Annotated in this window: 29 protein-coding genes, 3 tRNA genes and 1 pseudogene; 19 read left to right on the top strand and 14 right to left on the bottom strand. The window is 76.2% G+C overall.

Annotated features, from left to right (window positions below):
* Positions 1-16: 16 nt before the first annotated feature.
* The 3 genes from GC089_RS03380 to GC089_RS03370 all read right to left on the bottom strand — a co-directional run bounded on the left by GC089_RS03380 (position 17) and on the right by GC089_RS03370 (position 3,242).
* Positions 17-1,798 (bottom strand): N-acetylglutaminylglutamine amidotransferase, encoded by a 1,782-nt coding sequence (locus tag GC089_RS03380; RefSeq protein ID WP_155376480.1) that lies wholly within the window; start codon positions 1,796-1,798, stop codon positions 17-19.
* A 92-nt stretch (positions 1,799-1,890) separates the two neighbouring features.
* Entirely contained in the window at positions 1,891-2,742 is an 852-nt protein-coding gene (locus GC089_RS03375) for a DUF1028 domain-containing protein (RefSeq protein WP_155376479.1), read from the bottom strand.
* A 95-nt stretch (positions 2,743-2,837) separates the two neighbouring features.
* Entirely contained in the window at positions 2,838-3,242 is a 405-nt protein-coding gene (locus GC089_RS03370) for a YchJ family protein (protein ID WP_155376478.1), read from the bottom strand.
* A gap of 207 nt (positions 3,243-3,449) precedes the next feature.
* Here GC089_RS03370 and GC089_RS03365 point away from each other — a divergent pair, with 207 nt between their 5' ends.
* Positions 3,450-4,250, top strand: a complete 801-nt coding sequence (locus GC089_RS03365; protein ID WP_155376477.1) for a hypothetical protein — start codon at positions 3,450-3,452, stop codon at positions 4,248-4,250.
* A gap of 87 nt (positions 4,251-4,337) precedes the next feature.
* On the opposite strand, the gene GC089_RS03360 is transcribed toward GC089_RS03365, so the two are convergent.
* Positions 4,338-5,519 carry an RtcB family protein gene (locus GC089_RS03360; RefSeq protein WP_155376476.1) on the bottom strand — a complete coding sequence of 394 codons (1,182 nt, stop codon included), beginning with the start codon at positions 5,517-5,519 and terminating at the stop codon, positions 4,338-4,340.
* Positions 5,520-5,642: 123 nt separating this feature from the next.
* Here GC089_RS03360 and GC089_RS03355 point away from each other — a divergent pair, with 123 nt between their 5' ends.
* Positions 5,643-6,044 (top strand): hypothetical protein, encoded by a 402-nt coding sequence (locus GC089_RS03355; RefSeq protein WP_155376475.1) that lies wholly within the window; start codon positions 5,643-5,645, stop codon positions 6,042-6,044.
* A 3-nt stretch (positions 6,045-6,047) separates the two neighbouring features.
* Here the strand turns inward: GC089_RS03355 and GC089_RS03350 are convergent, their stop codons facing one another.
* Complete coding sequence (locus tag GC089_RS03350) at positions 6,048-6,380, bottom strand: hypothetical protein (protein WP_155376474.1); 333 nt, start codon at positions 6,378-6,380, stop codon at positions 6,048-6,050.
* A gap of 226 nt (positions 6,381-6,606) precedes the next feature.
* Here GC089_RS03350 and GC089_RS03345 point away from each other — a divergent pair, with 226 nt between their 5' ends.
* The 6 genes from GC089_RS03345 to GC089_RS03325 all read left to right on the top strand — a co-directional run bounded on the left by GC089_RS03345 (position 6,607) and on the right by GC089_RS03325 (position 11,460).
* Positions 6,607-7,950: a glycoside hydrolase family 16 protein gene (locus GC089_RS03345; protein ID WP_230685034.1), complete on the top strand. Its 1,344-nt coding sequence runs from the start codon at positions 6,607-6,609 to the stop codon at positions 7,948-7,950.
* Positions 7,951-8,226: 276 nt separating this feature from the next.
* Positions 8,227-8,904, top strand: a complete 678-nt coding sequence (locus tag GC089_RS03340) for a YceI family protein (RefSeq protein WP_155376472.1) — start codon at positions 8,227-8,229, stop codon at positions 8,902-8,904.
* 172 nt (positions 8,905-9,076) lie between these two features.
* Positions 9,077-9,613 (top strand): PfkB family carbohydrate kinase, encoded by a 537-nt coding sequence (locus GC089_RS18780; RefSeq protein ID WP_230685033.1) that lies wholly within the window; start codon positions 9,077-9,079, stop codon positions 9,611-9,613.
* Positions 9,520-10,101, top strand: a complete 582-nt coding sequence (locus GC089_RS18775; protein WP_230685032.1) for a PfkB family carbohydrate kinase — start codon at positions 9,520-9,522, stop codon at positions 10,099-10,101. The genes GC089_RS18780 and GC089_RS18775 overlap by 94 nt, the downstream gene beginning before the upstream one ends.
* A gap of 93 nt (positions 10,102-10,194) precedes the next feature.
* Entirely contained in the window at positions 10,195-10,956 is a 762-nt protein-coding gene (gene surE, locus GC089_RS03330) for a 5'/3'-nucleotidase SurE (protein WP_155376471.1), read from the top strand.
* A gap of 63 nt (positions 10,957-11,019) precedes the next feature.
* Positions 11,020-11,460: a hypothetical protein gene (locus tag GC089_RS03325; RefSeq protein WP_155376470.1), complete on the top strand. Its 441-nt coding sequence runs from the start codon at positions 11,020-11,022 to the stop codon at positions 11,458-11,460.
* Between the two features lie 4 nt (positions 11,461-11,464).
* Here GC089_RS03325 and GC089_RS03320 read toward each other — a convergent pair whose 3' ends face one another.
* The 6 genes from GC089_RS03320 to GC089_RS03295 all read right to left on the bottom strand — a co-directional run bounded on the left by GC089_RS03320 (position 11,465) and on the right by GC089_RS03295 (position 16,958).
* Complete coding sequence (locus tag GC089_RS03320) at positions 11,465-12,334, bottom strand: prenyltransferase (protein WP_155376469.1); 870 nt, start codon at positions 12,332-12,334, stop codon at positions 11,465-11,467.
* The gene (locus tag GC089_RS03315) at positions 12,327-12,665 is read right to left on the bottom strand and encodes a lycopene cyclase domain-containing protein (RefSeq protein WP_155376468.1); all 339 of its coding nucleotides are present in this window, start codon (positions 12,663-12,665) and stop codon (positions 12,327-12,329) included. Before GC089_RS03315 ends, GC089_RS03320 begins: the two co-directional genes overlap by 8 nt.
* Positions 12,662-13,009 (bottom strand): lycopene cyclase domain-containing protein, encoded by a 348-nt coding sequence (locus tag GC089_RS03310; protein ID WP_230685031.1) that lies wholly within the window; start codon positions 13,007-13,009, stop codon positions 12,662-12,664. The genes GC089_RS03315 and GC089_RS03310 overlap by 4 nt, the downstream gene beginning before the upstream one ends.
* A complete protein-coding gene (gene crtI, locus GC089_RS03305; protein WP_155376467.1) occupies positions 13,006-14,670 on the bottom strand; it encodes a phytoene desaturase family protein in 1,665 nt (554 codons plus the stop codon). The genes GC089_RS03310 and crtI overlap by 4 nt, the downstream gene beginning before the upstream one ends.
* Positions 14,667-15,620 carry a squalene/phytoene synthase family protein gene (locus GC089_RS03300; protein WP_155376466.1) on the bottom strand — a complete coding sequence of 318 codons (954 nt, stop codon included), beginning with the start codon at positions 15,618-15,620 and terminating at the stop codon, positions 14,667-14,669. The genes crtI and GC089_RS03300 overlap by 4 nt, the downstream gene beginning before the upstream one ends.
* A gap of 96 nt (positions 15,621-15,716) precedes the next feature.
* A complete protein-coding gene (locus GC089_RS03295) occupies positions 15,717-16,958 on the bottom strand; it encodes a polyprenyl synthetase family protein (RefSeq protein WP_155376465.1) in 1,242 nt (413 codons plus the stop codon).
* Positions 16,959-17,117: 159 nt separating this feature from the next.
* Here GC089_RS03295 and galE point away from each other — a divergent pair, with 159 nt between their 5' ends.
* Positions 17,118-18,104: a UDP-glucose 4-epimerase GalE gene (gene galE, locus GC089_RS03290; protein WP_155376464.1), complete on the top strand. Its 987-nt coding sequence runs from the start codon at positions 17,118-17,120 to the stop codon at positions 18,102-18,104.
* 40 nt (positions 18,105-18,144) lie between these two features.
* On the opposite strand, the gene GC089_RS03285 is transcribed toward galE, so the two are convergent.
* The gene (locus tag GC089_RS03285; protein WP_196250803.1) at positions 18,145-19,053 is read right to left on the bottom strand and encodes an LLM class flavin-dependent oxidoreductase; all 909 of its coding nucleotides are present in this window, start codon (positions 19,051-19,053) and stop codon (positions 18,145-18,147) included.
* 94 nt (positions 19,054-19,147) lie between these two features.
* Between GC089_RS03285 and GC089_RS19880 the strand changes: the two are divergent.
* The 3 genes and pseudogenes from GC089_RS19880 to GC089_RS03270 form a co-directional block, all read left to right on the top strand.
* Positions 19,148-19,279, top strand: a pseudogene (locus tag GC089_RS19880) (LysR family transcriptional regulator); the annotation flags it as partial.
* 35 nt (positions 19,280-19,314) lie between these two features.
* Positions 19,315-20,121, top strand: coding sequence for a LysR substrate-binding domain-containing protein (locus GC089_RS03275; protein WP_155376463.1), 807 nt, complete (start codon positions 19,315-19,317; stop codon positions 20,119-20,121).
* A 105-nt stretch (positions 20,122-20,226) separates the two neighbouring features.
* Positions 20,227-21,378 carry a S1 family peptidase gene (locus GC089_RS03270; protein WP_155376462.1) on the top strand — a complete coding sequence of 384 codons (1,152 nt, stop codon included), beginning with the start codon at positions 20,227-20,229 and terminating at the stop codon, positions 21,376-21,378.
* A 69-nt stretch (positions 21,379-21,447) separates the two neighbouring features.
* Here GC089_RS03270 and GC089_RS03265 read toward each other — a convergent pair whose 3' ends face one another.
* Positions 21,448-21,810 carry a metallopeptidase family protein gene (locus GC089_RS03265; protein WP_155376461.1) on the bottom strand — a complete coding sequence of 121 codons (363 nt, stop codon included), beginning with the start codon at positions 21,808-21,810 and terminating at the stop codon, positions 21,448-21,450.
* A 139-nt stretch (positions 21,811-21,949) separates the two neighbouring features.
* Between GC089_RS03265 and GC089_RS03260 the strand changes: the two genes are divergently transcribed.
* The 7 genes from GC089_RS03260 (at position 21,950) to GC089_RS03230 (ending at position 23,933) form a co-directional block, all read left to right on the top strand.
* Positions 21,950-22,022: transfer RNA gene (locus GC089_RS03260), tRNA-Glu, on the top strand.
* A 58-nt stretch (positions 22,023-22,080) separates the two neighbouring features.
* A tRNA-Asp gene (locus GC089_RS03255) sits at positions 22,081-22,154 on the top strand.
* 39 nt (positions 22,155-22,193) lie between these two features.
* Positions 22,194-22,266, top strand: a tRNA-Phe gene (locus GC089_RS03250).
* An 87-nt stretch (positions 22,267-22,353) separates the two neighbouring features.
* Positions 22,354-22,773: a hypothetical protein gene (locus GC089_RS03245; protein ID WP_155376460.1), complete on the top strand. Its 420-nt coding sequence runs from the start codon at positions 22,354-22,356 to the stop codon at positions 22,771-22,773.
* A 158-nt stretch (positions 22,774-22,931) separates the two neighbouring features.
* Entirely contained in the window at positions 22,932-23,090 is a 159-nt protein-coding gene (locus GC089_RS03240; protein ID WP_155376459.1) for a hypothetical protein, read from the top strand.
* Positions 23,091-23,211: 121 nt separating this feature from the next.
* Entirely contained in the window at positions 23,212-23,646 is a 435-nt protein-coding gene (locus GC089_RS03235; RefSeq protein ID WP_155376458.1) for a phage holin family protein, read from the top strand.
* Positions 23,643-23,933, top strand: a complete 291-nt coding sequence (locus GC089_RS03230) for a DUF3618 domain-containing protein (RefSeq protein WP_155376457.1) — start codon at positions 23,643-23,645, stop codon at positions 23,931-23,933. Before GC089_RS03235 ends, GC089_RS03230 begins: the two co-directional genes overlap by 4 nt.
* Before the next feature lie 279 nt (positions 23,934-24,212).
* On the opposite strand, the gene GC089_RS03225 is transcribed toward GC089_RS03230, so the two are convergent.
* On the bottom strand, positions 24,213-24,425 hold the full coding sequence (locus GC089_RS03225; RefSeq protein WP_155376456.1) for a BldC family transcriptional regulator: 213 nt from the start codon (positions 24,423-24,425) through the stop codon (positions 24,213-24,215).
* Positions 24,426-24,617 lie beyond the last annotated feature (192 nt).

The following is a 24,617-nucleotide window of genomic DNA, read 5'->3' as shown; positions in this document are numbered from 1 at the left end:
GCCCTCCCGTCCGCCGTCAGCGCACCCCGTGCGCCTGCAGCCACATCTCCAGAACCGCCAGCGGCCACAGCCGGTCCACGCCGGTCGGCCCGCGCTCCTCCCCCGGGCGGGCCAGCAGGGGCGCCACGTACTCGGGGCGCACCAGGCCCCGCTCGCGGGCCGTCGGCGACGTCAGGACGTCCCGCACCAGGTCGAGCACGGGTCCCTCCAGGTGCGTGACCGCGGGGACGGGGAAGTACCCCTTCGGCCGGTCGACGAGGTGCGGCGGCAGCAGGCGGCGCGCGACCGTCTTGAGCACGCCCTTGCCGCCCTGCGCGGCGAGCAGCTCCGGGGGGCAGGCCGCGGCGAGCTCCACGAGGTCCTGGTCGAGGAACGGCACGCGCGCCTCCAGCCCCGAGGCCATCGCCATGGAGTCCAGGCGCATGACGGGGTCGTCGACGAGCATCACCTCGGTGTCGAGGCGCAGCACCGCGTCGAGCGACGTCTGCGCGCCGGGACGGGCGAGGTGCTCCGCCACCACCGCGCGCGACGGGTCCTCGTCGAGGTGCCACGCCGGGTGCAGCAGGCGCGCCATGTCGGCGTGGTCGCGCTCGAGGTAGCGGGCCGCGTACGCCCGCGCCAGGTCGGCGCGGGGCACGTCGAGCAGCGGCGCGTGCCAGTGGTACCCGGCGAACACCTCGTCCGCGCCCTGCCCCGACTGCACGACGCGCACGTGCCGGGACACCTCCTGCGCGAGCAGGTCGAACGCGACCGTGTCGTGGCTGACCATCGGCTCGGACATCGCCGCGACCGTGTGCGGCAGCGCCGCGACGACGTCGTCCACGGACGCGACGACGCGGTGGTGCTCGGTGCCGACGTGCCGCGCGACGGCGTCGGACCAGCGGAACTCGTCGCCGTCGCGTCCGGGCGCCTCGAAGCCGATGGAGAAGCTCGCGAGCCCGGTCTGCCCCGCCTCGGCGAGCAGCGCCACGACGAGGCTCGAGTCGAGCCCGCCGGACAGCAGCACGCCCACGGGCACGTCGGCCACCGTGCGCCGGCGCACCGCGGTGCGCAGCGCGTCCTGCACCGCGTCGGCCCAGTCCTCCCCCGACCAGCCCGCGTGCTCGGGCCGGCGCTCGTGCCGCGGGGCCCAGTACCGGTGGTCGCGCTGCGTGCCGTCCGGCTCGACGACGCGGACGGTGGCGGGCGGCAGCTTCTCGGCCCCGCGCACCAGCGTGCGCGGCGCCGGGCCGACCGCGCGCCACGACAGGTAGTGGTGCAGCGCCACCGGGTCGAGCGTGGAGTCGACGTCGCCCGCCTCGAGCAGCGCGGGCAGGCTCGAGGCGAAGCGCAGGCGCCCCGGCGTGCGGCTCAGGTAGAGCGGCTTGATGCCGAGCCGGTCGCGGGCCAGGACGACACGGCCGGTGCCGCGCTCGACGACCACGACCGCGAACATGCCGACCAGGTGGTCGACGAACGCGGTGCCCCACCGGTGGTACGCCACGAGCACGACCTCGGTGTCGGAGGTCGAGGTGAACCGGTAGCCGTGGCCGCGCAGCTCCTCGCGCAGGTCGCGGTAGTTGTAGACCATCCCGTTGAGGACCACGGCGAGGCCGAGCTCGTCGTCGACCATCGGCTGCGCACCGGCCTCGCTCAGGTCGACGATCGCCAGCCTGCGGTGCCCCAGGGCGACGCGCCCGTCCACCCACGTCCCGGAGCCGTCGGGTCCCCGTGGCGCGAGCACCTTCGACATCCGCTCGACGGCCTGCAGGTCCGCCGGGGACCCGTCGAAGGTGACCTCTCCGCACACGCCGCACATTGATCGCTCGTTCCGCCGGGGCGGGCCGCGCCGCTGGACCCTGGTGCTGCCCCGACCCTCGCACGGCCGTCCCGGATCCGCCTGCGCAGGACTCAGCCGCGCCCCGCCGCCGCCCGTGCGGCGACGTGCCGGCGCAGCTCGTCGCGCAGCAGCCGGTCGACCGCGTGCGGCAGCAGCAGGTGCTCGAGGTTCTCGTCCTCGGCCCACGCGGCGAGCCGCAGCGGCACGGGCCCCTCGGTGCGGCCCAGCGCCCGCAGGTCGGCGTCGAGCTCGCGCACCGTGGTGCCGACGAGCGGCACCGCCGTGGCCGGGTCGGGCTCCGCGACGAGCACCGCGTGGGCGCGCAGCGCACGCGCCAGCACCGGGATCGGCTCCGGGTCGTCGTCCACGCGCAGGTCCACGCGGCCGGGGCTGCGCAGGTGCAGCTGCCCCTCACCGGACGCCACGAGCAGCGCGGCGCTCTGCCGTCCCCGCCGGTCCCCGCCGGCCGCGTCGCCCGCCGCGAGCCCCGCGAGCAGCCGCTCGGCCAGCGTCCCGCGCGCCGACTCGAACGTCTCCACCATCGCGCCCAGCACGCCGTCGCCCCGCAGGAGGTTGCCGACCGCGACGCAGTCGACGCCCACGGCCGCACCGGCGACCGGTCCGCAGCGCCGGCCCGTCCACGTCGCGGGCGCGCCCGTCGCCGCGAGGACCGCCAGCTGGCGGCGCTCGCGGTCCGGGTCCCCCTCGACCAGCAGGTCGACCGTGCGGCCCGCGGTGAGCCCGGCGCGCAGCGAGCGCAGCCCGCGCTCGCGGTAGGTGACGTTCGTCGACGCCTGCGTCGCGAGCGCGCCGACGCCCGCGGCCACGGCGGTGACGGACGCGCCGACCGCCAGGTACTTGGACGCCGTCGCGACGCCGAACGTCTGCCCGTCCACGTCACGGGCGACGAGCGAGAACGTCACGCTGCCTCCGCCTCCCCCGCGCCCGGGCGGCCGCGTGCGGCACCAGCGTGGCACCGGCCGCCGTCCGGGCGCGCGCGGACGCGAGCGCGCACCGCTCAGGCGCCGACGTCGCCGTCGACGTAGGACCAGCGGCCGCCCTCGCGCACGAAGCGGCTGGTCTCGTGCAGGCGACCCCGGCCGCCCGCGCCGCGGTGGTGCGCCACGAACTCCACCACGCCCGCGTCGTCGAAGGGACCGCCGGCCTGCGTGCGCAGGACGTCGAGCCGCACCCAGCGCACGTCGTCGTCGAGGTCGAGGCGGGCGGGCCGGGTCCGCGGGTGCCACGTCGCGTGCAGGTAGGCGGCGTCCCCGGTGGCGAACGCCGTGTAGCGCGAGCGCATGAGCGCCTCCGCCGTGGGCGCCGCGGCCGCGCCCGCGAGGTACCGCCCGCAGCACGCCCCGAACGTGTCCCCCGACCCGCAGGGGCAGCGGGACCCGTCGGCCGGTCGCGTCGTCGTCATGCGTCCGGGATACCACTGCGGCGTCCACCCGCGCCGTCCGTGGCGGGCACCCGGCGCCGCCGCGTCACGAGCACCCGCACGGGTGAAAGCACTGGCAGCGGTCACAACGGGTCCCTCCCAGGTGGCAGCATGTGCGCGTCGTGCGTCGTGCCGCTCGCCGACCACGGGGGCGACCGCCCGAGACGCGGCCGCCCCCGAGGTATCACCATGCGTACTCCGCGCCTGCTCGCGCTCCCGGCCGCCGTCGTCCTCGCCACCGCCCTCGCCGCGTGCGGCGGCGGCTCGACGACCGCCGAGTCCACGCCCACCACCGCGTCCTCCCCGTCGGCGACCCCGACGCCCACCCCGACGGTCGAGGCCCTGACCGCCGAGAACGCGTTCGCGCGGCTCACGGCGGCCCAGAAGGCCACGACCAGCTACGACATGCACCTGAGCATGACCGGACCGGCCGCCATGGAGATGACCGGCTCGGCCGACCTCGCCGACGGCAAGCAGAACATCGTCGCCATCATGAGCGACCCCGAGATGGGGCCGCTCGAGGTCCGGTTCGTCGACGGCGTCCTGTACCTCAACATGGGCGAGCTCACCGGCGGCAAGTTCCTGCAGCTGGACCCGAACGACGCCTCCAACCCGCTCGGGGCCGCGTTCTCCGGCATCACGGAGAGCCTCGGCGCCAACGACCTGACGGGCATGGAGCAGGCGTTCACGAGCGTGACGGCCGTCGGCGAGCCGGAGCAGCTCGACGGCGTCGAGGTGCAGAAGTACGACATCGTCGTCGACACGACGAAGATCGCCCCCGAGGCCACCCAGGAGCTGCTCGCCGAGGGCCTGGCGCAGCTGCCCCCGACCATCACCTACTCGTACTGGCTGGACGCGCAGGACCTGCCGCGCAAGGTGACGTACGACATCGCGGGCACGACGACGACGATGACGCTCACGAACGTCAACGCCGGCACCCCGGTCACCGCGCCCACCCCGGACCAGGTCACCACGGAGATGCCGTTCTGACGTCGGTCACCCGGCGCGCGTCCGCGGCCCGTCGCACCCTCGCGGTGCGGCGGGCCGCGGCGCGTCGTGACCCCGCGCAGAGCCCGGTCAGTCGCCCTTGACGTTGACGACCTGCCGCAGCACGTGCCGGACCTCGACGAGGTCGGCGGCGTCCGCCATCACCTGGTCGATGTCCTTGTACGCGGCCGGGATCTCGTCGAGGAACGCGTCCGTGTCGCGGTACTCGATGCCCTGCATCGCCTCGCGCAGCTGGGCACGGGTGAACGTGCGGCGCGCCGCCGAGCGCGAGTAGGCGCGTCCCGCCCCGTGCGGGCTCGAGCACAGGGACTCCGGCTCGCCCCGGCCGACCACCACGTACGACGCCGTGCCCATCGACCCCGGGATGAGGCCGGCGTCCCCCGCGCGGGCCCGGATCGCGCCCTTGCGCGACACCCACACGTCCTCGCCGTGGTGGTGCTCCAGCTCGGTGAAGTTGTGGTGGCAGTTGACGCGCTCGTGCTCGACGACGTCCGCGTCCATGTGCTGCGCGAGCGCGGCCACGACCCGGTCCATCATCTCCTCACGGTTCGCGACGGCGTAGTCCTGCGCCCAGCGCAGCTCGCGCACGTAGTGGTCGAACTCGTCCGTGCCCTCCTCGACGTACGCGAGGTCGCGGTCGGGCAGCGTGACCCCGCGGCGGCGGCACACGTCCGCGGCGACGCGGATGTGGTGCTGCGCGAGGCGGTTGCCCACGCCGCGCGAGCCCGAGTGCAGGAACAGCCAGACCCGGCTCGCCTCGTCGACGGTCACCTCGATGAAGTGGTTGCCCGAACCGAGCGACCCCAGCTGCAGCCGCCAGCCGGCGACGTAGCCGTCGGGGCTCAGCCCGATCGCCGCGGCGGCGCGCTCCAGCTCCGCGACGCGTGCCGCGGCGCTGTCCGTGAGGCGACGGTTCGCGGCGCCGGCGGACAGCGGGACGCGCCGCTCGACGTCCTCGCGCAGGGCCCGCAGGGGCTTGCGGGCGGCGCGCAGCCCGTCCTCCGTCCACTGCGTGCGCACCGCGATCATGCCGCAGCCGATGTCGACGCCCACCGCCGCCGGGATCAGCGCCCGCAGCGTCGGGATGACGCTGCCCACCGTCGCGCCCTTGCCCAGGTGCGCGTCGGGCATGAGCGCGACGTGGGGGTGCACGAACGGCAGCTCGGCGGTGCGCTCGGCCTGCTCGCGCGTCGCGGGGTCGAGGACCGAGGCCCAGCTGACGAGACGGTCGGAGAGGCGGGTGAAGGGCATGCGGCGATGGTGGCAGCGGCGGCGGGCGGCGTCGCGCTGATTCCCCCGGCCCGTCGGTAGCATGCGCGGGCGGCGGCCGGGCGGCCCGCCGCACGGCGCCGGGCGGCGAGGAGCGGAGGGCCGATGAGCACGAGCGTCCCCGGCTGGGGCCTGTCCACGCTGCGGCCGCGCCTCGGGCTCACGACCGACGCCCCGCCCGACGCCGTGCTCGCGGCGGCCGCGGCCGCGCTGCGTCAGCGGCGGTTCTCGGTGGAGGGCGCGCCGGGTGCGGCCGTGCTCGTCGGGCGTCGCACGCAGTGGTCCACGCTGCTCACCCTGGGCCTGCCCGGCCCGGTCGTGGTGCGTGCGCAGGCGACGTCCGGCACCGGTGGCACGTCCGTGTACCTCACGGTCGCGCGCGGGCAGCACGAGCTCCGCGCGGAACGGCTGGTCCGGGACGTCGTCGACGACCTCGTCGCGCGCCTGCAGGACGGCGGGGCCACGGTCGCGCTCGGCACGTGGGCGTCGACCCCGCGGTCGACCTGAGCCTCAGGCGCTGACGGCGCGCCGGGCCGCGGGCTGCGGGAGGGCGACCTCGAGCGCGTCCTCGCGGGGCAGGACCCAGGCCGACCGGACGACCGCGGCGTCGGCCGCGTCGAGCCCGGCGACGAGCGCGTCGAGCGTCACCTCGGCCACGAGCCACACGCACGCGACGTGCAGGCTCGCGCCGCCGGGGTGCCAGTCGGGTTCGACGTCGACGACCACGGTGCCGCGCTCGCCGGCCGTGGCGGCGAGGCGCACGCGCTGCGCGAGGGGCAGCGCACGGACGGGGTTCTGGGAGGGGTAGGAGACCTCACCGCAGGAGCACGAGACGACGACCATGGCGACAGCCTCTCCCCGACCACCGACATCCACCGCCCGACGCGCCGCGGCCCCCGCCGCACGGGCCGCCGCGCGGTTCGACATCGTTACCGTGTCATGCGCGTCTTGCCGCCGGTCACAGAGCGGGCTTACCGTCGCGTCGCCGGGTCGACGACGTCCCGGCCGCCCGTCCCGCACCCGCCCCGCGGGGGGCGCCACCCGGTCCCCGGACCGTGAAGGAGGATCCGTGCGTGCAGCACCCGTCCACCCCGCCCCCGTCCACGCAGCCCCCGTCCGGCCGGCACCGACGTCGCCGCGCCACGCGGGCCGGCGGCGGCACGCCGGCGCGGCCCGGCTCACGGCCGCCGTCACGGCCCTGCTCGCCGCGGCCGCCGGTGCCGTCGTGGCCGTCGTGACCGCCCCGCCCGCCGCCGCAGCCCCCGGCGACGTCGTCTGGCAGCAGGAGTTCGACGGCCCGGCCGGGTCCGCCCCCGACCCCGCGGTGTGGAACCACGACCTGGGCGCGGGCGGCTGGGGCAACGCCGAGCTGCAGGAGTACACGGCCTCGCGCGCGAACTCGGCGCTCGACGGCCAGGGCAACCTCGTCATCACCGCCCGGCGCGAGCCCGACGGCCGCTACACGTCGGCGCGCCTGCAGACCAACGACAAGGTCGAGATCCGCTACGGCCGCGTCGAGGCCCGCATCCAGATCCCCCGCGGCCAGGGCATCTGGCCGGCGTTCTGGATGCTCGGCGCCGACTTCCCGCAGAACACGTGGCCGAACAGCGGCGAGATCGACGTCATGGAGAACATCGGCCGCGAGCCGCACCTCGTGCACGGCACGGTCCACGGCCCCGGCTACTCCGGCGGCGCCGGCCTGCTGGGCACGTACCAGCACCCGCAGGGCTGGTCCTTCGCCGACACGTTCCACACGTTCGCGGTCGACTGGCGGCCGGGCGAGATCACCTGGTCCGTCGACGGGAACGTCTACCACCGCGTCACGCCCGCCAGCCTGGGCGGCCGCACGTGGGTGTTCGACAAGCCGTTCTTCCTCATCCTCAACGTCGCGGTCGGCGGGCAGTGGCCCGGCTACCCCGACGCCACCACGCAGCTCCCGCAGCAGATGAGGGTCGACTACGTCCGCGTGTACGACAACGGCGCCACCGGGGGCGGCACGGGCGGCGGCACGGGTGCGGAGCTGCCCACCGGCACCGGGACCGTCCGGGTCGACGACCGGCTCTGCCTCGACGTCCCGTGGGCCGACCCGCGCGACGGCAACCCGATCCAGGTCGTGACGTGCAACGGCAACGCGGCGCAGTCGTGGACGCGGGGCGCCGACGGCACGGTCCGCGCGCTCGGCAAGTGCCTCGACGTGGCCGGCGGCGGCACCGCCAACGGCACGGTGGTGCAGCTGTGGACGTGCAACGGGACGCCCGCGCAGCGCTGGACCTACGACGCCGGCAGCCGGGCGCTGCGCAACCCGCAGTCGGGACGCTGCCTCGACGCGGTCGGCGGCACCCCCGTGTTCGACGGGCAGCGCGTCCAGGTGTGGGACTGCACGGGCGCCGCGAACCAGCGCTGGACCCTCTGACCCGCCAGGCGCCGGGGGCGTACCGCCACCCGCGTCCACCCTGGCGCGTCCGCCCCGCCGGGCGCGCCGGGGCGGCGGTTTGTCCGCCTTTCGGGCGGTGTGGCGCGCTCCGTCGCGGTGACGGAGCATGGGCACCCGAACGGGCGTCCGACAGCCGGCGCCCGTGGGTCGCACACCCTCCCCGCACGCGAGCGTCAGCACCTCGGGCGTGCGCGGGAGGGGGAGACGGCCCGGGCCGCCGGCCGGCCGCACGAGGCGACGAGAGCGGGGAGACGCATGACCGACGGCACCCAGGAGGCGACGCGACGGTGGAAGGGGATGACGATCCCCGCGGCGGGCACGTACGTGCTCGACGCCGCCCACAAGCGGGTGGGCTTCGTCGCCCACCACATGATGGTGAGCCAGGTACGGGGCGAGTTCACCGCGGCGGCGGCCACCATCCGCGTCGGGGAGGACCCGCTCGACTCGGCCGTGACGGCGACGATCCGCACGGCGACGCTGAGCACGCAGAACGAGGACCGGGACACGCACCTGCGCAGCTCGGACTTCCTCGACGTCGAGCGCTGGCCGACGATCGAGTTCCGCAGCCGGCGGGTCGAGCGGCGGCTCGCGGACGACGCGATCGCGCAGTGGGCCCGCCTGCGCAACCACCTGCCGGAGCGGTCGCGCGTCGCGACGGAGATCGTCGAGCGGACCGTGGGGGTCGGGGGCCGGTTCACGGTCGTCGGGGACCTGACCATCCGGGACGTCACGCGGGAGGTGGCGCTCGACATGCACTTCGGCGGCGCGAAGCGCGACCCGTACGGTCGCGACATCTTCGGGTTCTCCGCCACCACCGACTTCAACCGCGAGGACTTCGGTCTGGAGTGGAACGTGGCCCTCGAGGCGGGCGGCTGGCTGGTCGGCAAGCGCGTCCGCGTCGAGATCGCCGGTGAGGCGGTGCGGGAGCTCTGAGGCGCCCGGCCGACGCGAGGGCCGACCGCCGGTCCTCGCGTCGGACGTCGGCGCGCGCGACCGCGCGGGCACCAGCACACTCGTGGCCATGTCGCAGCAGCCGACCACCCCGACGCACCCGACCGACGAGCCGACGCCCGCACGCCGTCCGGCGGCCCCGCGGGTCTGCGTCATGGCGACGACGCCGTGGCTCACCGTGACCATCGAGGCGTCCACCACGCACGCGCAGGACGCGTCCGAGGCACCGCCGGAGGTGCACGTCCACCCGGGCGGCCAGGGGCTGTGGGTGGCCCGGATGGCCGAGTCGCTCGGCGCCGACGCGGTCGTCTGCGGGCCGTTCGGCGGCGAGGCGGGCATCGCGCTGCGCGCCCTGGCGGAGGCGGAGGGCATCGAGCTGCGCGCGGTGGCCTACGGCGGGGGCAACGGCGTGTACGTGCACGACCGCCGCGAGGGCGAGCGCGCCACGGTGGCCGAGCGGCCGGCCGCACCGCTGGACCGGCACGAGCTCGACGACCTGTACGGCACGGTCCTGGTCGAGGGCCTGGAGGCCGAGGTCACGGTCCTCACGGGTGCCGACCCGGCGCACGTGCTCCCCCGGAGGTGCTCACCCGCCTGGTGCGCGACCTGCGCGCGGCCGGCCGCACCCTCGTCGCGGACCTGTCGGGCGACGCCGCCCGCGCGTACGCGGAGGCCGGCGGCGGCGTGCTGAAGATCAGCCACGAGGAGATGGCCGAGGGTGGCTTCGCGGACGGCGCGGACGTCCCGGCCCTGGTGCGCGGCGCGCGCGGGCTGCTCGACGCCGCGCAGGACGACGGCCTCGACGCGGTCGTCGTCTCGCGCGCGGGTGAGGGCGTGCTCGTGGTGACCCGCGAGCGCGTGCACGAGGTGCGGGCGCCGCAGACGACCGTGGCCGACCACCGGGGCGCGGGCGACTCCATGACGGCGGGGATCGTGGTCGGCCTCGCGCGCGGTCTCGATCTCGTGGAGGCGGTGCGGCTCGGCGCGTCCGCGGGCGCGCTCAACGTGACGCGGCGCGGCCTGGGGACGGGGCACCGCGACCACGTCGAGCGGTTCGTCGAGCGCGTGGAGGTGCGCGACCTCGGGCCCGACGGCACGCCCGACGGCCCACCCGACAGCTCGCACGGCGGCACCGACGACGACGGGTCGGACCACGGGGTGGACGACGCGGACGGCTGACGCGCCTGCGGTCGCGGGATCCGCCGCGACCGTGTCGGATGGTCGCGACCCCACCCCGGCCCGTCCCGGGCCCGACCGCGAGGAGGTGCGCGCGTGCGCGTGCTCGTGACGAACGACGACGGCATCGACTCCCCCGGCCTCGCCGCCCTGACACGGGTCGCGCTCGAGGCCGGGCACGACGTGGTGGTCGCGGCGCCGTCGCGCGAGTTCTCCGGTGCGAGCGCGTCGCTGCTGGGCGCGCAGGAGGACGGCCGCCTGGTCGTGGAGGAGCGCACGCCGCCGGGGCTCGACGGCGCGGTGCGGTCCTACGCGGTGGACGCCGCGCCGGGGCTCATCGCGTTCGTCGCCGCGTACGGCGGGTTCGGCCCGAAGCCGCACGTGGTGCTCTCCGGGATCAACCGCGGCCCGAACACGGGTCACGCGGTGCTGCACTCGGGCACGGTGGGCGCCTGCCTCACCGCGTCGACCCACGACATCCCCGGGCTCGCGGTGTCGCTCGTGGGCCACGACCCCACGCACTTCGACTCCGCCGCGGCCTACGCCGCGCAGGCGCTCGGCTGGCTCGTCGAGTCCGGCGGGCACGACCGCGTGCTCAACCTCAACGTGCCGGACCTGCCGCTCGCGCAGATCCAGGGCCTGCGACCCGCGCACCTGGCCCGCGTCGGTGCGGTGCAGGCGCAGGTGGCGCACGAGGACGCCGGCTACCTGACGGTGACGTACGCGGACGTCGAGCACGACGAGGACCCGGACAGCGACGCCACCCTCGTCACCCGCGGCTGGGCGACGATCTCCCAGCTGCGGGCGCCGGTCGCGGACGCGGGCGTCACGCTGCCCGAGCTGGGCCCGCTGGGCTGAGGCTGCGGGCAGCCGGTCGACGGTCGGTGGCCGCCCCGGCCGGGCCACGACGAGGATGTCCTCGTGGACGACGACACGGCCGCGCGCCTCGCGGTCCTGGACCGGCTCGCCGCGGCGCTGCGGGAGGCCGTGGGCGCGAGCGCCGCGGTCGGCGTCACTGCGAGCGGGCGGCTCGGTCTCCTGGAGGTCCGGCCCGTGCGCGACGACGTCTGCCCGGTCCACGTGGTCGCCGAGCAGTTCCTGCTCGTGACGGTGGGGAGGGCGGGACGGTTCGAGCTGGGCTGGACCCCGCAGGACGTCGCACTGGCGGAGCAGGTGCTCGCCGCGGCGGTCGCCGGGCGGGTGGAGGAGCGCGGCGGGCTCACGTCCCGCACGGTCGTCGTCACGGCGGACGGCGCGGAGCACCCGCCGCCCTCGCCGTCGCGGCTCGGGCGTCTGCGGTCCGCCGCCGGGGGCCGGCCCCGGCGGGAGGCCCGGTGGACGTACGCGCCGTACCGCGCCTGACGCGTCAGCCCCGCGCGACCGCGATCAGCAGCATCGTCACGAGGAACCCGGTGACGAGGTTGAGCCACAGGAACGTGCGCCACCCGGCGTTCGCGCGCTCGCAGTCCGCATCCGTCACGCCGCGGAACCGCCACGTGCTCACGGCGTAGGGCAGGGGCAGCACGGCGGCGAGCACGCCGGGCCACGGCAGGGCCAGCAGCACGAGGGCCGCGAGCACGTAGGCCGCGGTCGCCGCCCGGACGGTGGGCCGGGCCCCCAGCACCGTGGCCACCGACGCGATCCCGCCCTCGCGGTCGGCCCGCACGTCCTGCACCGCGCCGAACGCGTGCGACGCCATGCCCCACAGCACGAACGCGACGAGCACCGGCCAGGTCGTGCGGGCGCCGAGGTCGGCGCCGGCCAGCACGAGCGCGTACAGCAGCGGGCCCACGAAGTGCGTGGCGGAGGTGAACGAGTCGAGGACCGGCCGCTCCTTGAACCGCAGCCCGGGCGCCGAGTACGCGACGACGGCGAAGAGCACGACCGCGAGCACGATCCCCGCCGCCACCGAGCCGAGCGCGAGCAGCCACACGACGAACGGCACGGTCGTCACGACGCAGGCGACGAGGATCCGCCGGTGCACCGCCCGCGCCCGCGCGGGGTCGACCAGGCCGCCCTCGATGCCGCCCTTGCGGGGGTTGCGCAGGTCGGACGCGTAGTCGAAGACGTCGTTGACCCCGTACATCAGCAGGTTGTAGGGGACCAGGAAGAACAGCGTGCCCACGACGAACGCCGTGTCGACGCGCCCGCCGGTCGCCAGCAGCCAGCCGGCGGCGAACGGGTAGGCGGTGTTGACCCACGAGAACGGCCGGGACGCGGCGAGCACCTCACGCACGGGGCGCGTCCTCCTCCGCCTCGACGGTCCGGCGCGCGCGGCCCCACCGGGTCCGCCCCAGCGCCGTCCACAGCACCGGCATGCCGACGGCCGCCGCGACCGCGTACGCGAAGTCCTCCAGCGGCGCGCCCCACAGGTACACGCCGAGGATCTTGTCCGGGTCGAAGACGTAGAGGCCGACGTCGATCATGAGCGTGTCGAACACGAGCGTGAGCAGGCACACGAACACGACGGTGCCGAGCACCGGTCCGCCGCGCACGCGCCGCAGCACGGGCCACGAGACGACGAGCAGCACCGCCAGCACGATCGCGTTGAGCACGATGTTCGTCACCGGGCCGCCCCCTCCGGCCGCCGGGCGGCGCGGGCCGCGCGCACCCGCTCCAGCCCCCGCCAGGCCAGCAGGGAGACGTAGCAGAGCAGGGTGAGGAAGAAGGCCTCCTCGACGGGCAGCTCCGGTGCGAGCAGCAGGCCCGTCATGTGCGGGGAGTCCCCGCGCGCGAAGATCCCGAGCAGCAGCCCCGCGACGTCCCACAGCAGGAACGCGACGACGCCGATCCCCACCGTCCACGCCGCGCGGCGCGGGTCGTCCCAGAACGCCAGGCGCCAGCGGTGGTCGCAGAGCGCGAGGCAGCCGAGCGAGACCAGCAGCGCCGCCAGGTACGCGAACGCGATCACGCGCGGCCCCGGACGACGTCGCTCCACAGCCCGCGCGGCAGCGCCGACGCGAGGAAGCCCGGCCGCAGCGGCGCCGGCAGGGGCCTCGCCGACGTCTCCCCCAGCAGCCGCTTGGCGACGAGCTCGGCGCCGATGAGCACCATCGGCAGACCCACGCCGGGCACCGTGCCGCCGCCGACGTGCAGCAGGTTCGGCACGTGCCGCGACGCGACGCCCGGCCGGAACAGCGCCGACTGGCGCAGCGTGTGCTCCATCCCGAGGGCCGTACCGCGCCACGCGTGCAGGTCGCGCGCGAAGTCCGCCGGGCCGACGACCCGTCGCACGACGACCCGCGCGCGCAGGTCCGGCACGCCGGCCCACGCGCCGACCTGGTCGAGGTAGCGGTCCGCGTGCGCGTCGAGCTCGCCGGGGCGCGACCCGATCGACGGGTCGGCCGGGAACGGCACGAGGACGAACAGGTTCTCGTGCCCGGGCGGCGCCGCGGTGGGGTCGGTGGCCGTGGTGCGGGAGACGTACGCCGACGCGACCTCGGGCACGCGCAGGTCCTCGGGACGCGACGAGGGGCCCGTGCCGAGGATCGCGTCGAAGTTCGCGGTCCAGTCGCGCGTGAAGAACAGCGAGTGGTGGCGCAGTTGCGGCAGCTCGCCCCGGACGCCCGCCATGACGAGCAGCGCGGAGATGCCCGGGCCGCGGTCCTCCCACGCGTCGGCCGGCAGGTCCGCGTGCGCGGGGTCGAGCAGCGCGGTCTCGGTGTGGTGCCGGTCGGCACCGGAGACGACGACGTCCGCGGGGACGAGCGTCCCGTCGGCGAGGCGCACGCCCCGGGCCCGGCCGGTGCGCCGCCGGTGGCGCAGCGACCGCGGGACGTCGTCCACCTCGATCGCCACGACGTCCGCGCCGGTGCGCACGTCGACGCCCTCCTCGACCGCCGCCTTCTCGAGCGCCTCGACCAGCCGGTGCACGCCGCCGCGCGGGTAGTGGACGCCGGCGGCGAGGTCGAGGTGCGACATGAGGCTGTACAGCGCGGGCACCCGGTACGGCGACGACCCGAGGAACACCGCGTGGTAGCTGAGCACCTGCCGCAGCACGGGGTGCTGCACGGTCGCGGCGACCTTGTCGGCGAGGGACTGCGTCATGAGCCCGGCGAGCGTGCCCCCGCATGCCAGCAGGTCGCGCGAGAGCAGCCGGTCCGGCCGTTCGAAGGTCGTGTAGAGGAAGTGGTCGAGCGCGACCCGGTACGCGTCCGACGCGTCGTCGACGAAGCGCCGCATCGACGCCCCCGCGCCGGGCTCGAGCGCGTCGAACCGGTCGGCGTTCGTCGCCCAGTCCGCGACGACGTCGAACGGCTCGACGGCCGGCTCCGCCCCGGGCTCGGGGAACAGCCGGTAGGCCGGGTCGAGCCGCACGAGGTCCACGTCGTCCGCCAGCCGCCGCCCCAGCAGCGCGAACGTGTGCTCGATGACCTCGGGCATGAACCACCAGGACGGGCCGGTGTCGAACCGGAACCCGTCCACCTCCCACGTGCCCGCGCGCCCGCCGACGCGCTCGTGCCGCTCGAGCAGCGTCACGTGCGCGCCACCGCGCGCCAGCAGCGCCGCCGTCGCCAGACCACCGACACCGCCGCCGACCACGACCACCCGCACGGGTCCGGTCCCGCTCATGCCCGCCCTCCTGCCGCCGCGCGCACGGCGGACGCGGCCCGTGCCACCAGCGGACGTCCCCGGCGCGCGGCGGCGCCCGCGAGGGCCCGTCCCACCACGCCGCCCACCACGACCGCCTTCTCCGGCCCCGGGACCCGCACCCGGCGGGCCGCGAGCTCGGCCGCCGGCGTGGCCGCGAGCCGCTCGAGCAGACGCCCGTACAGCGCGAGCGTGGCCTCCACCGCGCAGCGCGCCCGCGGCGGCAGCTCGGGCAGGGCGGCGCGGGCGACGTCCAGGTCCCGCGCGACCTCGTCGAGCACGGCGCGCACGTCGGCGTCCGTCAGGTGCTCGGCGTCCACGCCCGGCAGGTAGCTGCGGCCCAGGTCCCCGCGGTCCGCACCGAGGTCGCGCAGGAAGTTGATCTTCTGGAAGGCGGCGCCCAGGGCGCGGGCACCCGCGACCGCCCGCGCGGTCGGCTCGACGGGCGGGTCGTCCGGGCCGCGGTCCGCGGAGAGGAAGACCCGCAGGCACATGATCCCGACCACCTCGGCCGACCCGTACACGTACCGCTCGTAGCTCTCCCGGTCGTGCTCGCGCACGGTCAGGTCGGCGCGCATCGACGCGAAGAACGGGTCGACCTCGGCGTGCCCGATGCCCGTGCGGCGGGCGGTACGGGCGAACGCGTGCACCACGACGTTCGTCGAGTAGCCCGTCACCAGCGCCCGCGCGGTCTGCGCCTCGAGCTCGTCGAGCTCGGCCCCCGCGTCCGGCCCGCGGTAGGTGTCGACGACCTCGTCGGCCAGGCGCACCAGCGCGTACACGGCCTCGATGTCGTGGCGCGCCCGGCCGCCGAGCAGGCGCGTGCCCAGCCCGAACGAGGTCGAGTAGGCCCGCAGCACGACGGCGCTCGCCCGCGCGGCCGTGGCGTCGTACAGGCGCCCGGCCGGTGCGTCCTGGTCCGGTCCCCGCATCGTCCCGGTGGCGTCCCTCCGTGCCGCGCGGCGCCCGTCGCCGCGGTGGTCCTCGACGCCGGTCCCACCGGCGCGCGGCTGCTGCCCGGGCACCGGTCAGTGCCCGCGCGCGACGAGGTCGTCGACGACGCCCGCGAGGTACCCCGCGAGCGGCTCGGGCAACGTCGTGGTCGCGAGGGTACGCGCGATGTCGGCAGCGCGGCGGGTCACCGCACGCACCTCGTCGAGCGCCCCGCACCCGCGCATCACGTCGCGCACCCGGGCGGCACCGTCCTCGTCGAGGTCCGCCCGCCCGACGTGCGCGCGCAGCACGTCGCGCCCGCTCCCGTCCGCACGCTGCCAGGTGAGGCGCAGGAGCTCGGTCCGCTTGCCCGAGCGCAGGTCCGACAGGACGGACTTGCCCGTCGCCGCGGGGTCGCCGAACACGCCGAGGTCGTCGTCGGTGAGCTGGTAGGCGAGTCCGAGCGCGGTGCCGACGAGCGCGAGCGCCGTGCGCTGACCGTCGCTCGCCCCGGCGACGACGGCACCGGACTCGAGCGGGACGCGGAACGAGTAGGCGGCGGTCTTCAGCTCGGCGACGAGCAGCGTGTCGACGTCCGCGAGCGTGCGGACCTGGCCGCGCACGTCGAGGAGCTCGCCCGCCACGGTGGTGTCGACCCCGCCGGCCAGCAGCCGGACCAGCTCGGCGACGACGTGCGGCGGGACGGCGGCCCGTGCCAGCAGCGCGAACGCCTGCGCGAGCGCCGTGTCACCGGCGAGCAGCGCCGCGGCGGCGACCTGCTCGTCCTGGGCCGGGCCGGCGACGCCGTCGGCCGCGAGGCGGGCACGTGCCGCGCCGGCGACGTTGGGCCGCCCGCGGCGCACCTCGTCGCGGTCCAGCAGGTCGTCGTGCACGAGCATCGCGGTGTGCAGCATCTCCTGCGCGGCGGCCACGGGTGCCACCGCGTCGACGTCGGTGCCGCCCAGGCCGAGGTACGCCGTGACGGTCAGCCGCGGGCGCATGAGCTTGCCGCCCAGGCCGGCGCCGAGGTCGGACCACAGCTGCGCGTGGTCGTCCGCGAGGCCGCGTCCGTGCCGCACGCGGTCCTCCACGGTCGCGACCAGCAGGCGCTCGGCCGCGGCGGTCGCGTGCTCGACGGCGTGCGCGAGCGCGACGCGCCCGTCGTCGACGCCCACCTCGTGGCGCGCGCCGACGGCGTGAGGTGCGGCGTGGGGTGCCGTGTGGGATGTCGTGCGGGGGGTGGTGTGGGGGGCGGCCCCGGGCGGCAGCGTGGCCCCGGCCGCACGGCCGGCGGCATCCCCGCCGGGCACGGCGTCCGCCGCGTCGCGCTCGTCCATCCCCACCCCTCCCGGCCGGAATTCCTCAACCTACTGAGCATCTGGGGTCCCGCCACCGGAGCCCCTGCCGGACCGCCGGCACCGAGGCGGGATGTCGGGAAGTGTTGATAACTGTTGGAACCTGTTCATTTCTCGTCGGGTGCGCGCTACCCTCGACCCATGACGTGGATGGTGACGGGCGGGGCGGGCTACATCGGGGCGCACGTCGTGCGGGCGTTCCTCGACGCGGTGGAGCGGACCGGTGACACCACGCTCGCACCGGTCGTCCTCGACGACCTCTCGAGCGGCCACCGCGGGTTCGTGCCGGGGGACGTCCCGCTCGTCGAGGCCTCCGTGGTCGACACCGCGGCCGTGCGCGACGCGCTCGTCGCGCACGACGTCACCGGCGTCGTGCACCTCGCGGGGTTCAAGTACGCGGGCGTCTCCGTGCAGCGCCCGCTGCACACTTACGAGCAGAACGTCACCGGCACCGCGCACCTGCTCGTCGCCATGGCGGACGCCGGCGTCGGGAGCATCGTGTTCTCCTCGTCCGCCGCCGTGTACGGCACGCCCGACGTCGACGTCGTCACCGAGGACACGCCGACCGCGCCCGAGTCCCCGTACGGCGAGTCCAAGCTCGTCGGCGAGTGGCTGCTGCGCGACCAGGGCCGCGCCACCGGGCTGCGCCACACGTCGCTGCGCTACTTCAACGTCGTGGGCTCGGGGCACCCGGACCTCTACGACTCCAGCCCGCACAACCTGTTCCCGCTCGTGCTCGACGCGCTGACGTCGGGCCGCACACCGCGGATCAACGGCGCCGACTACCCGACGCCGGACGGCACGTGCGTGCGCGACTACGTCCACGTCGCGGACCTGGCCGTCTCGCACGTCGCCGCCGCGCGGGCCCTCGCCGCGGGACGCGACCTGGCGCCCGTCTACAACCTCGGCTCCGGGGACGGCCTGTCGGTGCGCCAGGTCATGACGACGGTCGCGGAGGTCACCGGCATCGCGTTCGAGCCGGAGGTGGCACCCCGCCGGCCCGGCGACCCCGCGCGCATCGTCGCGTCCGGTGAGGCCGCCGCGCGCGACCTCGACTGGCGCATGCGGCACACCGCCGCGGACATGGTCGCCAGCGCCTGGGACGCGCACCGCCGCGCCACGGCCTGACGCCCGCCACCGGCCCGGCACCCGGCCGGCGCGCCCGCGGTCAGCGGGCGGCCGGCTCCAGCGCCCGCAGGCGGGGCAGCAGGTCCGCGAACCGCTCGAGCTCGCGCTCGTCACCCGCGTAGACGCCCTGCGCGCGCGGCCAGTGCAGCACCACGTCGCCGAAGCCCAGCGCCGCCGCACGCTCGACCCCCTCGGCCGCGAGGTCCGCGTCCGTGAGCGAGAACGTCGGCGCGCCGTCGAGGCTCAGCCAGCGCGGCACGCGCACGCCCGCAGCCCGCTCCACCTCGTCGAACGCCTCGGACATCCGCGCGAGGCCGGCCCACCAGGCCTCCTGCGCGTCGCCCGCGTCCCCCGCGCCGACGCCGGTACCCGGTCCGTAGGTCGCCCAGCCCTGCCCGTACCGCGCCACGAGCGCCATGCCGCACGGCCCGTTCGCCGCGACGACGAAGGGCGTGCGCGGGCGCGCGATCGTCCCGGGCACCATGCGCGCCGCGTGCGCCTCGTAGAACTCGCCCGCGTGCTCGGTCACGGGCTGCCGGAGCAGCGCGTCGAGGACCTCGAGGAACTCCGCGAACCGCCGGGTCCGCTCGCCGCGCGTCGGCGCCGGCCCGAGCACGCCGGCGTCCCAGCCCTCGCCGCCGGCGCCCACGCCGAGCACGAACCGGCCGCCCGACACGTCGTCGAGCCCCATGACGTCCTTCGCGAACGGCACCGGGTGCCGGAAGTTGGGCGAGGCGACCCAGGTGCCCAGCCCGATCCTGTCCGTGACCGCGGCGGCCGCCGCCAGGAGCGGCACCGTGGCGAACCACGGCTCGTCCGCCAGGTCGCGCCAGGCCAGGTGGTCGTACGTCCACGCGTGGTCGAACCCGTACTCCTCCGCGCGGCGCCAGCGCCCCCGCGCGACCGACCAGCGCTCCTGCGGCAGCAGCACGATCCCGATCCTCACCACGGGGGCACGCTAGCCGAGCGGGTGTCACACGGCACAGCACGAGAGTGCCGGACGGCCGTGACACCCGCGCCCGACCGACCTACCCTCGATCGACATGGACCTCGAGGTGCGACACCTGCGGATGGTCGCCACGGTGGCCGAGCACGGCAGCGTGACGAAGGCGGCCGCGGCCCTGGGCCTCGCCCAGCCGGCGCTCAGCGCCCAGCTCTCGCGCATCGACCGGACCCTCGGGGCCCGGTCTTCCTGCGCGACCACCGCGGCGTGCGGCCGACCCCGCTCGGCACCCTCGTGCTCGAGCGCGCGCGCACGCTGCTGCCGGCCATGGACGCGCTCGTGCTCGACGCGCACCGGCTGGCGCGCGGCGACGACGGCCCCGCCGGGCTGCGCGTCGCCGTCGTCGGGTCCGCGCTCGCCGCCGCGTTCGCGCGCCGCGTGGACGGCGGGCGGGCCGGGCGCACCGTGCTGCGCACGGCGTGGTCCGCGGTCGCGGCGAGCGCCGAGCTCGCCGCCGGCGCGCACGACGCCCTGCTCGTCGGGATGTGCGCGGACGCGCTGCCGCCCGCCGCACCGGGGGTGCACTGGCGGCTGGTCGGCACCGACGCCGTGCAGGTGCTCGTCCCGGCCGAGCACCCGAGCCCGGACGAGGCCGACCTGGACGCCTTCGCCGACGAGCGCTGGTTCACCGCGCCGGGCGACAGCTGCTTCACCGCGTGCTTCGCCGCCTCGTGCACCCGCGCGGGCTTCACGCCGACGGCCCCCAGCGAGTGCGAGCGGTCGGCGGGGCTCGAGCTCGTGCGGGCCGGCGTCGGCGTGGGTCTCGCACAGCCGTTCGGGTCCCGCCCGGACGGCGTGCGCGCGGTCGCGCTGCGCGGCCGCCCGCTCCTGTGGTCCACCTGGCTCGCCGTGCACGACGCGACACCCGAGGGCCTGCGCGGGACGCTCCTGGCGGCCGCGCGCGCGGCGCGCGCCGACGGCCTCGAGGCGGCCGGCGCCACCGAGGGCGTGGCGGACGCCGGCGACGCTCCGCCGGACGCGGTGGCCGGGGTGCGTCGCGCGCCCGCTGCCTGAGCGCGCACGACCAGGTATGACCCAGACGGTATGCCCGCATGACGCGTGTCACTGCTTACCGTCACTACACGGTCCCCACGGTCGTCCCCACGAGAGGCACCCCACATGACCCTGACCCGCACCCGGCGCGCAGCACTCTCCGGCGCCGCCGCACTCACCCTCCTGCTCGGCCCGCTCGCCGCCGGCAGCGGCGCCGCGACCCCGTCCGGCAGCGCCGCCGGCACGGCCGCGGTCACCGCGTCCGACGTCCCCGCCGCGATGCTCGACGCGCTCGAGCGCGACCTCGGCGTCCCCCGCGAGAAGGCGCTGCAGCGCCTGTCCTTCCAGTCGGACGCCGCGACCCGCGTGCGGACGCTCTCCCAGGCGCTGGGCGACACCTACGCGGGCGCGTGGGTGGACCCCGCCGCCGGCACCGTCCACGTCGCGTCGACGGCGCCCCAGCGCGTGCGCGGCCCCGTGGCCCGCGGCGTCACGGCGGTCGCCGCCGAGCGCTCGCTCGCCGAGCTCGAGGCGATCGGCGCGCGCCTCGACGCCGCCGGCCTGCCCGCCGACGTCGCCACCTGGTACGTCGACGTCCCGGCCAACGAGGTCGTCGTCGAGGCCGTCGGCAGCGCCACGACGGCGGCCGCGGACCTGGTCGCGGCGGCGGGCGTCCCCGCCGACGCGGTCCGCCTCACCAGCACGCCCGAGGCGCCGAGCACGTTCATCGACGTCGTCGGCGGCAACGCGTACTACATCAACAACGCCAGCCGCTGCTCCGTCGGGTTCGCGGTGCAGGGCGGGTTCGTCACCGCGGGTCACTGCGGCGCCACGGGCGCCCGCACCACGAACCCGACGGGCACCTTCCGCGGCTCCTCCTTCCCCGGCAACGACTACGCGTGGGTGCAGGTCGCGTCGGGCAACGCGCTGGTCGGCGCGGTGAACAACTACTCGGGCGGCCGGGTCGCCGTGCGCGGCTCGCAGCAGGCGGCCGTCGGCGCGTATGTCTGCCGCTCCGGCAGCACGACCGGCTGGCGCTGCGGCACCGTCCAGGCCTACAACACGTCCGTCCGCTACGCCCAGGGCACGGTCAGCGGCCTGATCCGCACGACGGTCTGCGCCGAGCCGGGCGACTCGGGCGGCTCGCTCCTCGCCGGCAACCAGGCGCAGGGCGTCACCTCGGGCGGGAGCGGCAACTGCCGCACCGGTGGGACCACCTACTTCCAGCCCGTCAACGAGATCCTGCAGGCGTACGGGCTGCAGCTCGTCCTCGGCTGACCCGTCCGGTCCGCACGAGCGCCCCGGGACGCCTCGCGCGTCCCGGGGCGCTCGGGCGTCCAGCCCAGCTCAGCCCCAGCCCAGCGCGTGCAGCCGGTCGTCGTCGATGCCGAAGTGGTGCGCGACCTCGTGCACGACGGTCACCGCCACCTCCTCGACCACCTCGTCGCGGTCCTCGCACAGGGCGAGCGTGGGGTTGCGGTAGATCGTGATGCGGTCCGGCAGCGAGCCGGCCGCCCAGAACTCGCCGCGCTCGGTGAGCGGCGTGCCCTCGTAGAGACCCAGCAGCTCCGGGTCGTCGGCGGGGGCGTCGTCCTCGACGAGCACGACGACGTTGTCCATCATCGCCGCGAGCTCGGCCGGGATCTCGTCCAGGGCGTCGCGGACCGCGTCCTCGAACTCCTCGCGCGTCATGTCGACCACGCCACCCATCGTCCCCTTCCCGGGGCACCGCCGGGACCGGCGTCCGGGGCGTGGCGCGTGCCACACGCCTCTGCTTTTGGAGATCGCGCCCGGAACCCCGTATGCTCAATCCCGGTCTTCCGACGCCTCGACGTCAGGGGCGGACAACGCCCCCATCGTCTAGCGGCCTAGGACCCCGCCCTTTCACGGCGGTAGCACGGGTTCGAATCCCGTTGGGGGTACGATCCTGCGCGAGCAGGTGAAGCAGTACAGGTTTTGACGCGGCTCCGGTCGCATCGAGGCCCCGTAGCGCAGTTGGTTAGCGCGCCGCCCTGTCACGGCGGAGGTCGCGGGTTCAAGTCCCGTCGGGGTCGCTGCGAGGGCCGGTCTTCGGACCGGCGCTCTCGCATCGAGGCTCTGTAGCTCAGTTGGTAGAGCGTTCGACTGAAAATCGAAAGGTCACCGGATCGACGCCGGTCGGAGCCACACCAGACGGCCCCGCGGGACGCCCGCCGGGGCCGTCGCTCTGTCCGGGGCCGGGTGCCCCCTGCGGCACCGCTAGGGTGCCCCCTCGTGGAGATCACCCTCAGCCGCGGCTCCGTGTGCATGGGCGACGACGTCGACGACCACCGCCGCACGGTCGACGTGGACCCCGACCGCACGATCGGCTCGGTCCTGGCCGACGCCCTCGAGGACTACCCCCTCGCCTCCGTCTCCGGCGAGGTGTCGTGGGTCGCGGAGGTGCACCTCGGCGACCACGAGCGCGATGAGCACGGCACGCGGCGCTCGCCGGTCCACCACGGGCTGGCGCTCCTGCACGTGCCGTACCCGACCGGCGAGGCCACCGTCACCCCGCTGAGCGGCTACTTCCTGCGGACGCGCGTGGGCGAGCTCGCGCGACGCACCCGCGGCGGCCAGGTCGCGCTGCACTTCCGCTACCTGAGCGACGGGCAGCGGCACACCCGGGAGCAGTTCGTCGCGCTGTACCGCTGACGGGCCCTCCCGGACGGTCACGCGGGACGGGAGACGGCACGGGAGGACGGCACGGGGGCGGCAGGGTCGGTCCGTCCGCTTCGGGACCGACGTCCCGCCCACCGTCCGGCGAGCCCTCCTAGCGTGGTGGCACCGCACCCTCCACGAAGGACCGTCCCGTGACGACCACCACCGCCGACCGTCCCCAGCCCAGCCCTCCCGGCGCCGGCACCCGGCCCGACGCACCGTGGGACGGCCCCCGCCTCACCGGGCCGCCCATCCCCGTCCCGCCCGCCACGCACCCCGCCGGCGACCTCGTCCACCCGTGGGCCGACTGACCTCGACCGCGGGCAGCAGAGGCGCCACGACGCGCTGACCTCGCGCGACGGCGGGCGCACCGGCAGACTGAGTGCTCCGGCACCCGCCCCGCGCGGGGCAGATCGCAGGAAGGTCGTGGTGATGGTCACGCACTCCGGGTGGGCGAGCGACACGCGCCCCGACGCACCCCAGGACCACCGGTCCCTCGGTCAGCTCGTCAGCGACCTCAGCGAGCAGGCGTCGCGCCTCGTGCGCGCCGAGATCGACCTGGCCAAGGCCGAGATGGCGGCCAAGGCCAAGCAGGCCGGCATCGGCGCGGGCCTCCTGGCCGGCGCCGCCGTGCTCGGGCTCTACGCGTTCGGGGCGCTGATCGCGACCGTCATCATCGCGCTCGCCAACGCGGTCGACGCGTGGCTGGCCGCCCTCATCGTCACCGTCGTGCTGCTGGTCGTCACGGGCGTGCTCGCGCTGCTCGGCGTGAAGCGGCTGCAGAAGGGCGTGCCGCCGACGCCCGAGCGGGCCGTCGAGAACGTGCACGAGGACGTCGAGACCGTGAAGAAGGGCTTCGCAGGATGAGCGACGAGCAGACCCCGAAGATGACGACGCCCCGCATCACGCAGCTCGAGGCCGAGGTCGCGCTGACCCGCGGCCAGCTCGCCTCCACGGTCGACGCCCTCAGCGAGCGCCTCGACCCGCGCGTGCAGAAGGACCGTCTCATCGCGGACGGCAAGCGGCTGGTGTTCGACGCGACGGACGAGGCGGCCCTCCCGGAGGACCGGGCCCGCGCCCGCACGGTCCTCGCCGTGGCCGGGACGGTCGCCGCGCTCGTGCTCGTCGGCATCGTGCGCAGGATCGCCCGCTAGCACGGCGTCATCCGCACGGCCCGGCGCACCGACGCGGCCGCCGCGTCGGTGCGCCGGGCTGCCGTGCGTCCGCCCGCGCCACGCGTCGACGGCGACCGGGGGCAGGGAGCACGAAGGCCGCGCCGGTGGTACCGGCGCGGCCTTCCGGCTCGCTCGTCCGCGCGTGACGCGCGCACGTCCCCCGGGGCGTCGTCCCGGGCAGGCCCTGCCCCGGCGCTCGGTCCACGCACTCCCCCGCGGTGCGCGTGCTCCGACGCCGGCGCTCGGCCGCCGGGGTCGTCAGGATGCGGTCTGGCGCGGCTGCGGGACCCCGTTGAGGAGGTCGCGCACCTCCGACTCGCGGTACCGGCGGTGACCGCCGAGGGTCCGGATGGACGAGAGCTTGCCGGACTTGGCCCAGCGCGTGACCGTCTTGGGGTCGACCCGGAAGAGGGTCGCCACCTCGGACGGCGTGAGCAGGGTCTCCGACTCTGGCGAGTGTGCGGCGGACATGGATCCCTCCTTGACGGTGCAGCCCGACGACGGGGTCTCCCGCCGTTGCGGACCTGTGGTGGGCGGCGCCGTGGCGCGCTACCTCAGCATGAACGAATCTGACACATGCGGCACTCCTGGACACACCGGCCAGGCGGGCCGCGGCCCCTTCCAGCCCCGTCCGCACCCCCTCCCCGGCGCCGGCGCGCTGCT

This window comes from Cellulomonas sp. JZ18 (assembly GCF_009720485.1).
In the GTDB taxonomy this organism is placed as follows: domain Bacteria; phylum Actinomycetota; class Actinomycetes; order Actinomycetales; family Cellulomonadaceae; genus Cellulomonas.
This window is presented reverse-complemented; position numbering and strand designations above follow the sequence as displayed.

What these genes read in the sequence shown, in the direction of transcription:
- GC089_RS03340 (WP_155376472.1), top strand. Translation starts at nt 8,227, where the DNA reads ATGACCGACGGCACCCAGGAGGCGACGCGACGGTGGAAGGGGATGACG.
- GC089_RS03355 (WP_155376475.1), top strand. Translation starts at nt 5,643, where the DNA reads ATGAGCACGAGCGTCCCCGGCTGGGGCCTGTCCACGCTGCGGCCGCGC.
- GC089_RS03230 (WP_155376457.1), top strand. Translation starts at nt 23,643, where the DNA reads ATGAGCGACGAGCAGACCCCGAAGATGACGACGCCCCGCATCACGCAG.
- GC089_RS03380 (WP_155376480.1), bottom strand. Translation starts at nt 1,798, where the DNA reads ATGTGCGGCGTGTGCGGAGAGGTCACCTTCGACGGGTCCCCGGCGGAC.
- GC089_RS18780 (WP_230685033.1), top strand. Translation starts at nt 9,077, where the DNA reads ATGGCGACGACGCCGTGGCTCACCGTGACCATCGAGGCGTCCACCACG.
- GC089_RS03270 (WP_155376462.1), top strand. Translation starts at nt 20,227, where the DNA reads ATGACCCTGACCCGCACCCGGCGCGCAGCACTCTCCGGCGCCGCCGCA.
- GC089_RS03300 (WP_155376466.1), bottom strand. Translation starts at nt 15,620, where the DNA reads ATGCGGGGACCGGACCAGGACGCACCGGCCGGGCGCCTGTACGACGCC.
- GC089_RS03360 (WP_155376476.1), bottom strand. Translation starts at nt 5,519, where the DNA reads ATGCCCTTCACCCGCCTCTCCGACCGTCTCGTCAGCTGGGCCTCGGTC.
- GC089_RS03235 (WP_155376458.1), top strand. Translation starts at nt 23,212, where the DNA reads ATGGTCACGCACTCCGGGTGGGCGAGCGACACGCGCCCCGACGCACCC.
- GC089_RS03265 (WP_155376461.1), bottom strand. Translation starts at nt 21,810, where the DNA reads ATGGGTGGCGTGGTCGACATGACGCGCGAGGAGTTCGAGGACGCGGTC.
- GC089_RS03225 (WP_155376456.1), bottom strand. Translation starts at nt 24,425, where the DNA reads ATGTCCGCCGCACACTCGCCAGAGTCGGAGACCCTGCTCACGCCGTCC.
- GC089_RS03370 (WP_155376478.1), bottom strand. Translation starts at nt 3,242, where the DNA reads ATGACGACGACGCGACCGGCCGACGGGTCCCGCTGCCCCTGCGGGTCG.
- GC089_RS03295 (WP_155376465.1), bottom strand. Translation starts at nt 16,958, where the DNA reads ATGGACGAGCGCGACGCGGCGGACGCCGTGCCCGGCGGGGATGCCGCC.
- crtI (WP_155376467.1), bottom strand. Translation starts at nt 14,670, where the DNA reads ATGAGCGGGACCGGACCCGTGCGGGTGGTCGTGGTCGGCGGCGGTGTC.
- GC089_RS03365 (WP_155376477.1), top strand. Translation starts at nt 3,450, where the DNA reads ATGCGTACTCCGCGCCTGCTCGCGCTCCCGGCCGCCGTCGTCCTCGCC.
- galE (WP_155376464.1), top strand. Translation starts at nt 17,118, where the DNA reads ATGACGTGGATGGTGACGGGCGGGGCGGGCTACATCGGGGCGCACGTC.
- GC089_RS03350 (WP_155376474.1), bottom strand. Translation starts at nt 6,380, where the DNA reads ATGGTCGTCGTCTCGTGCTCCTGCGGTGAGGTCTCCTACCCCTCCCAG.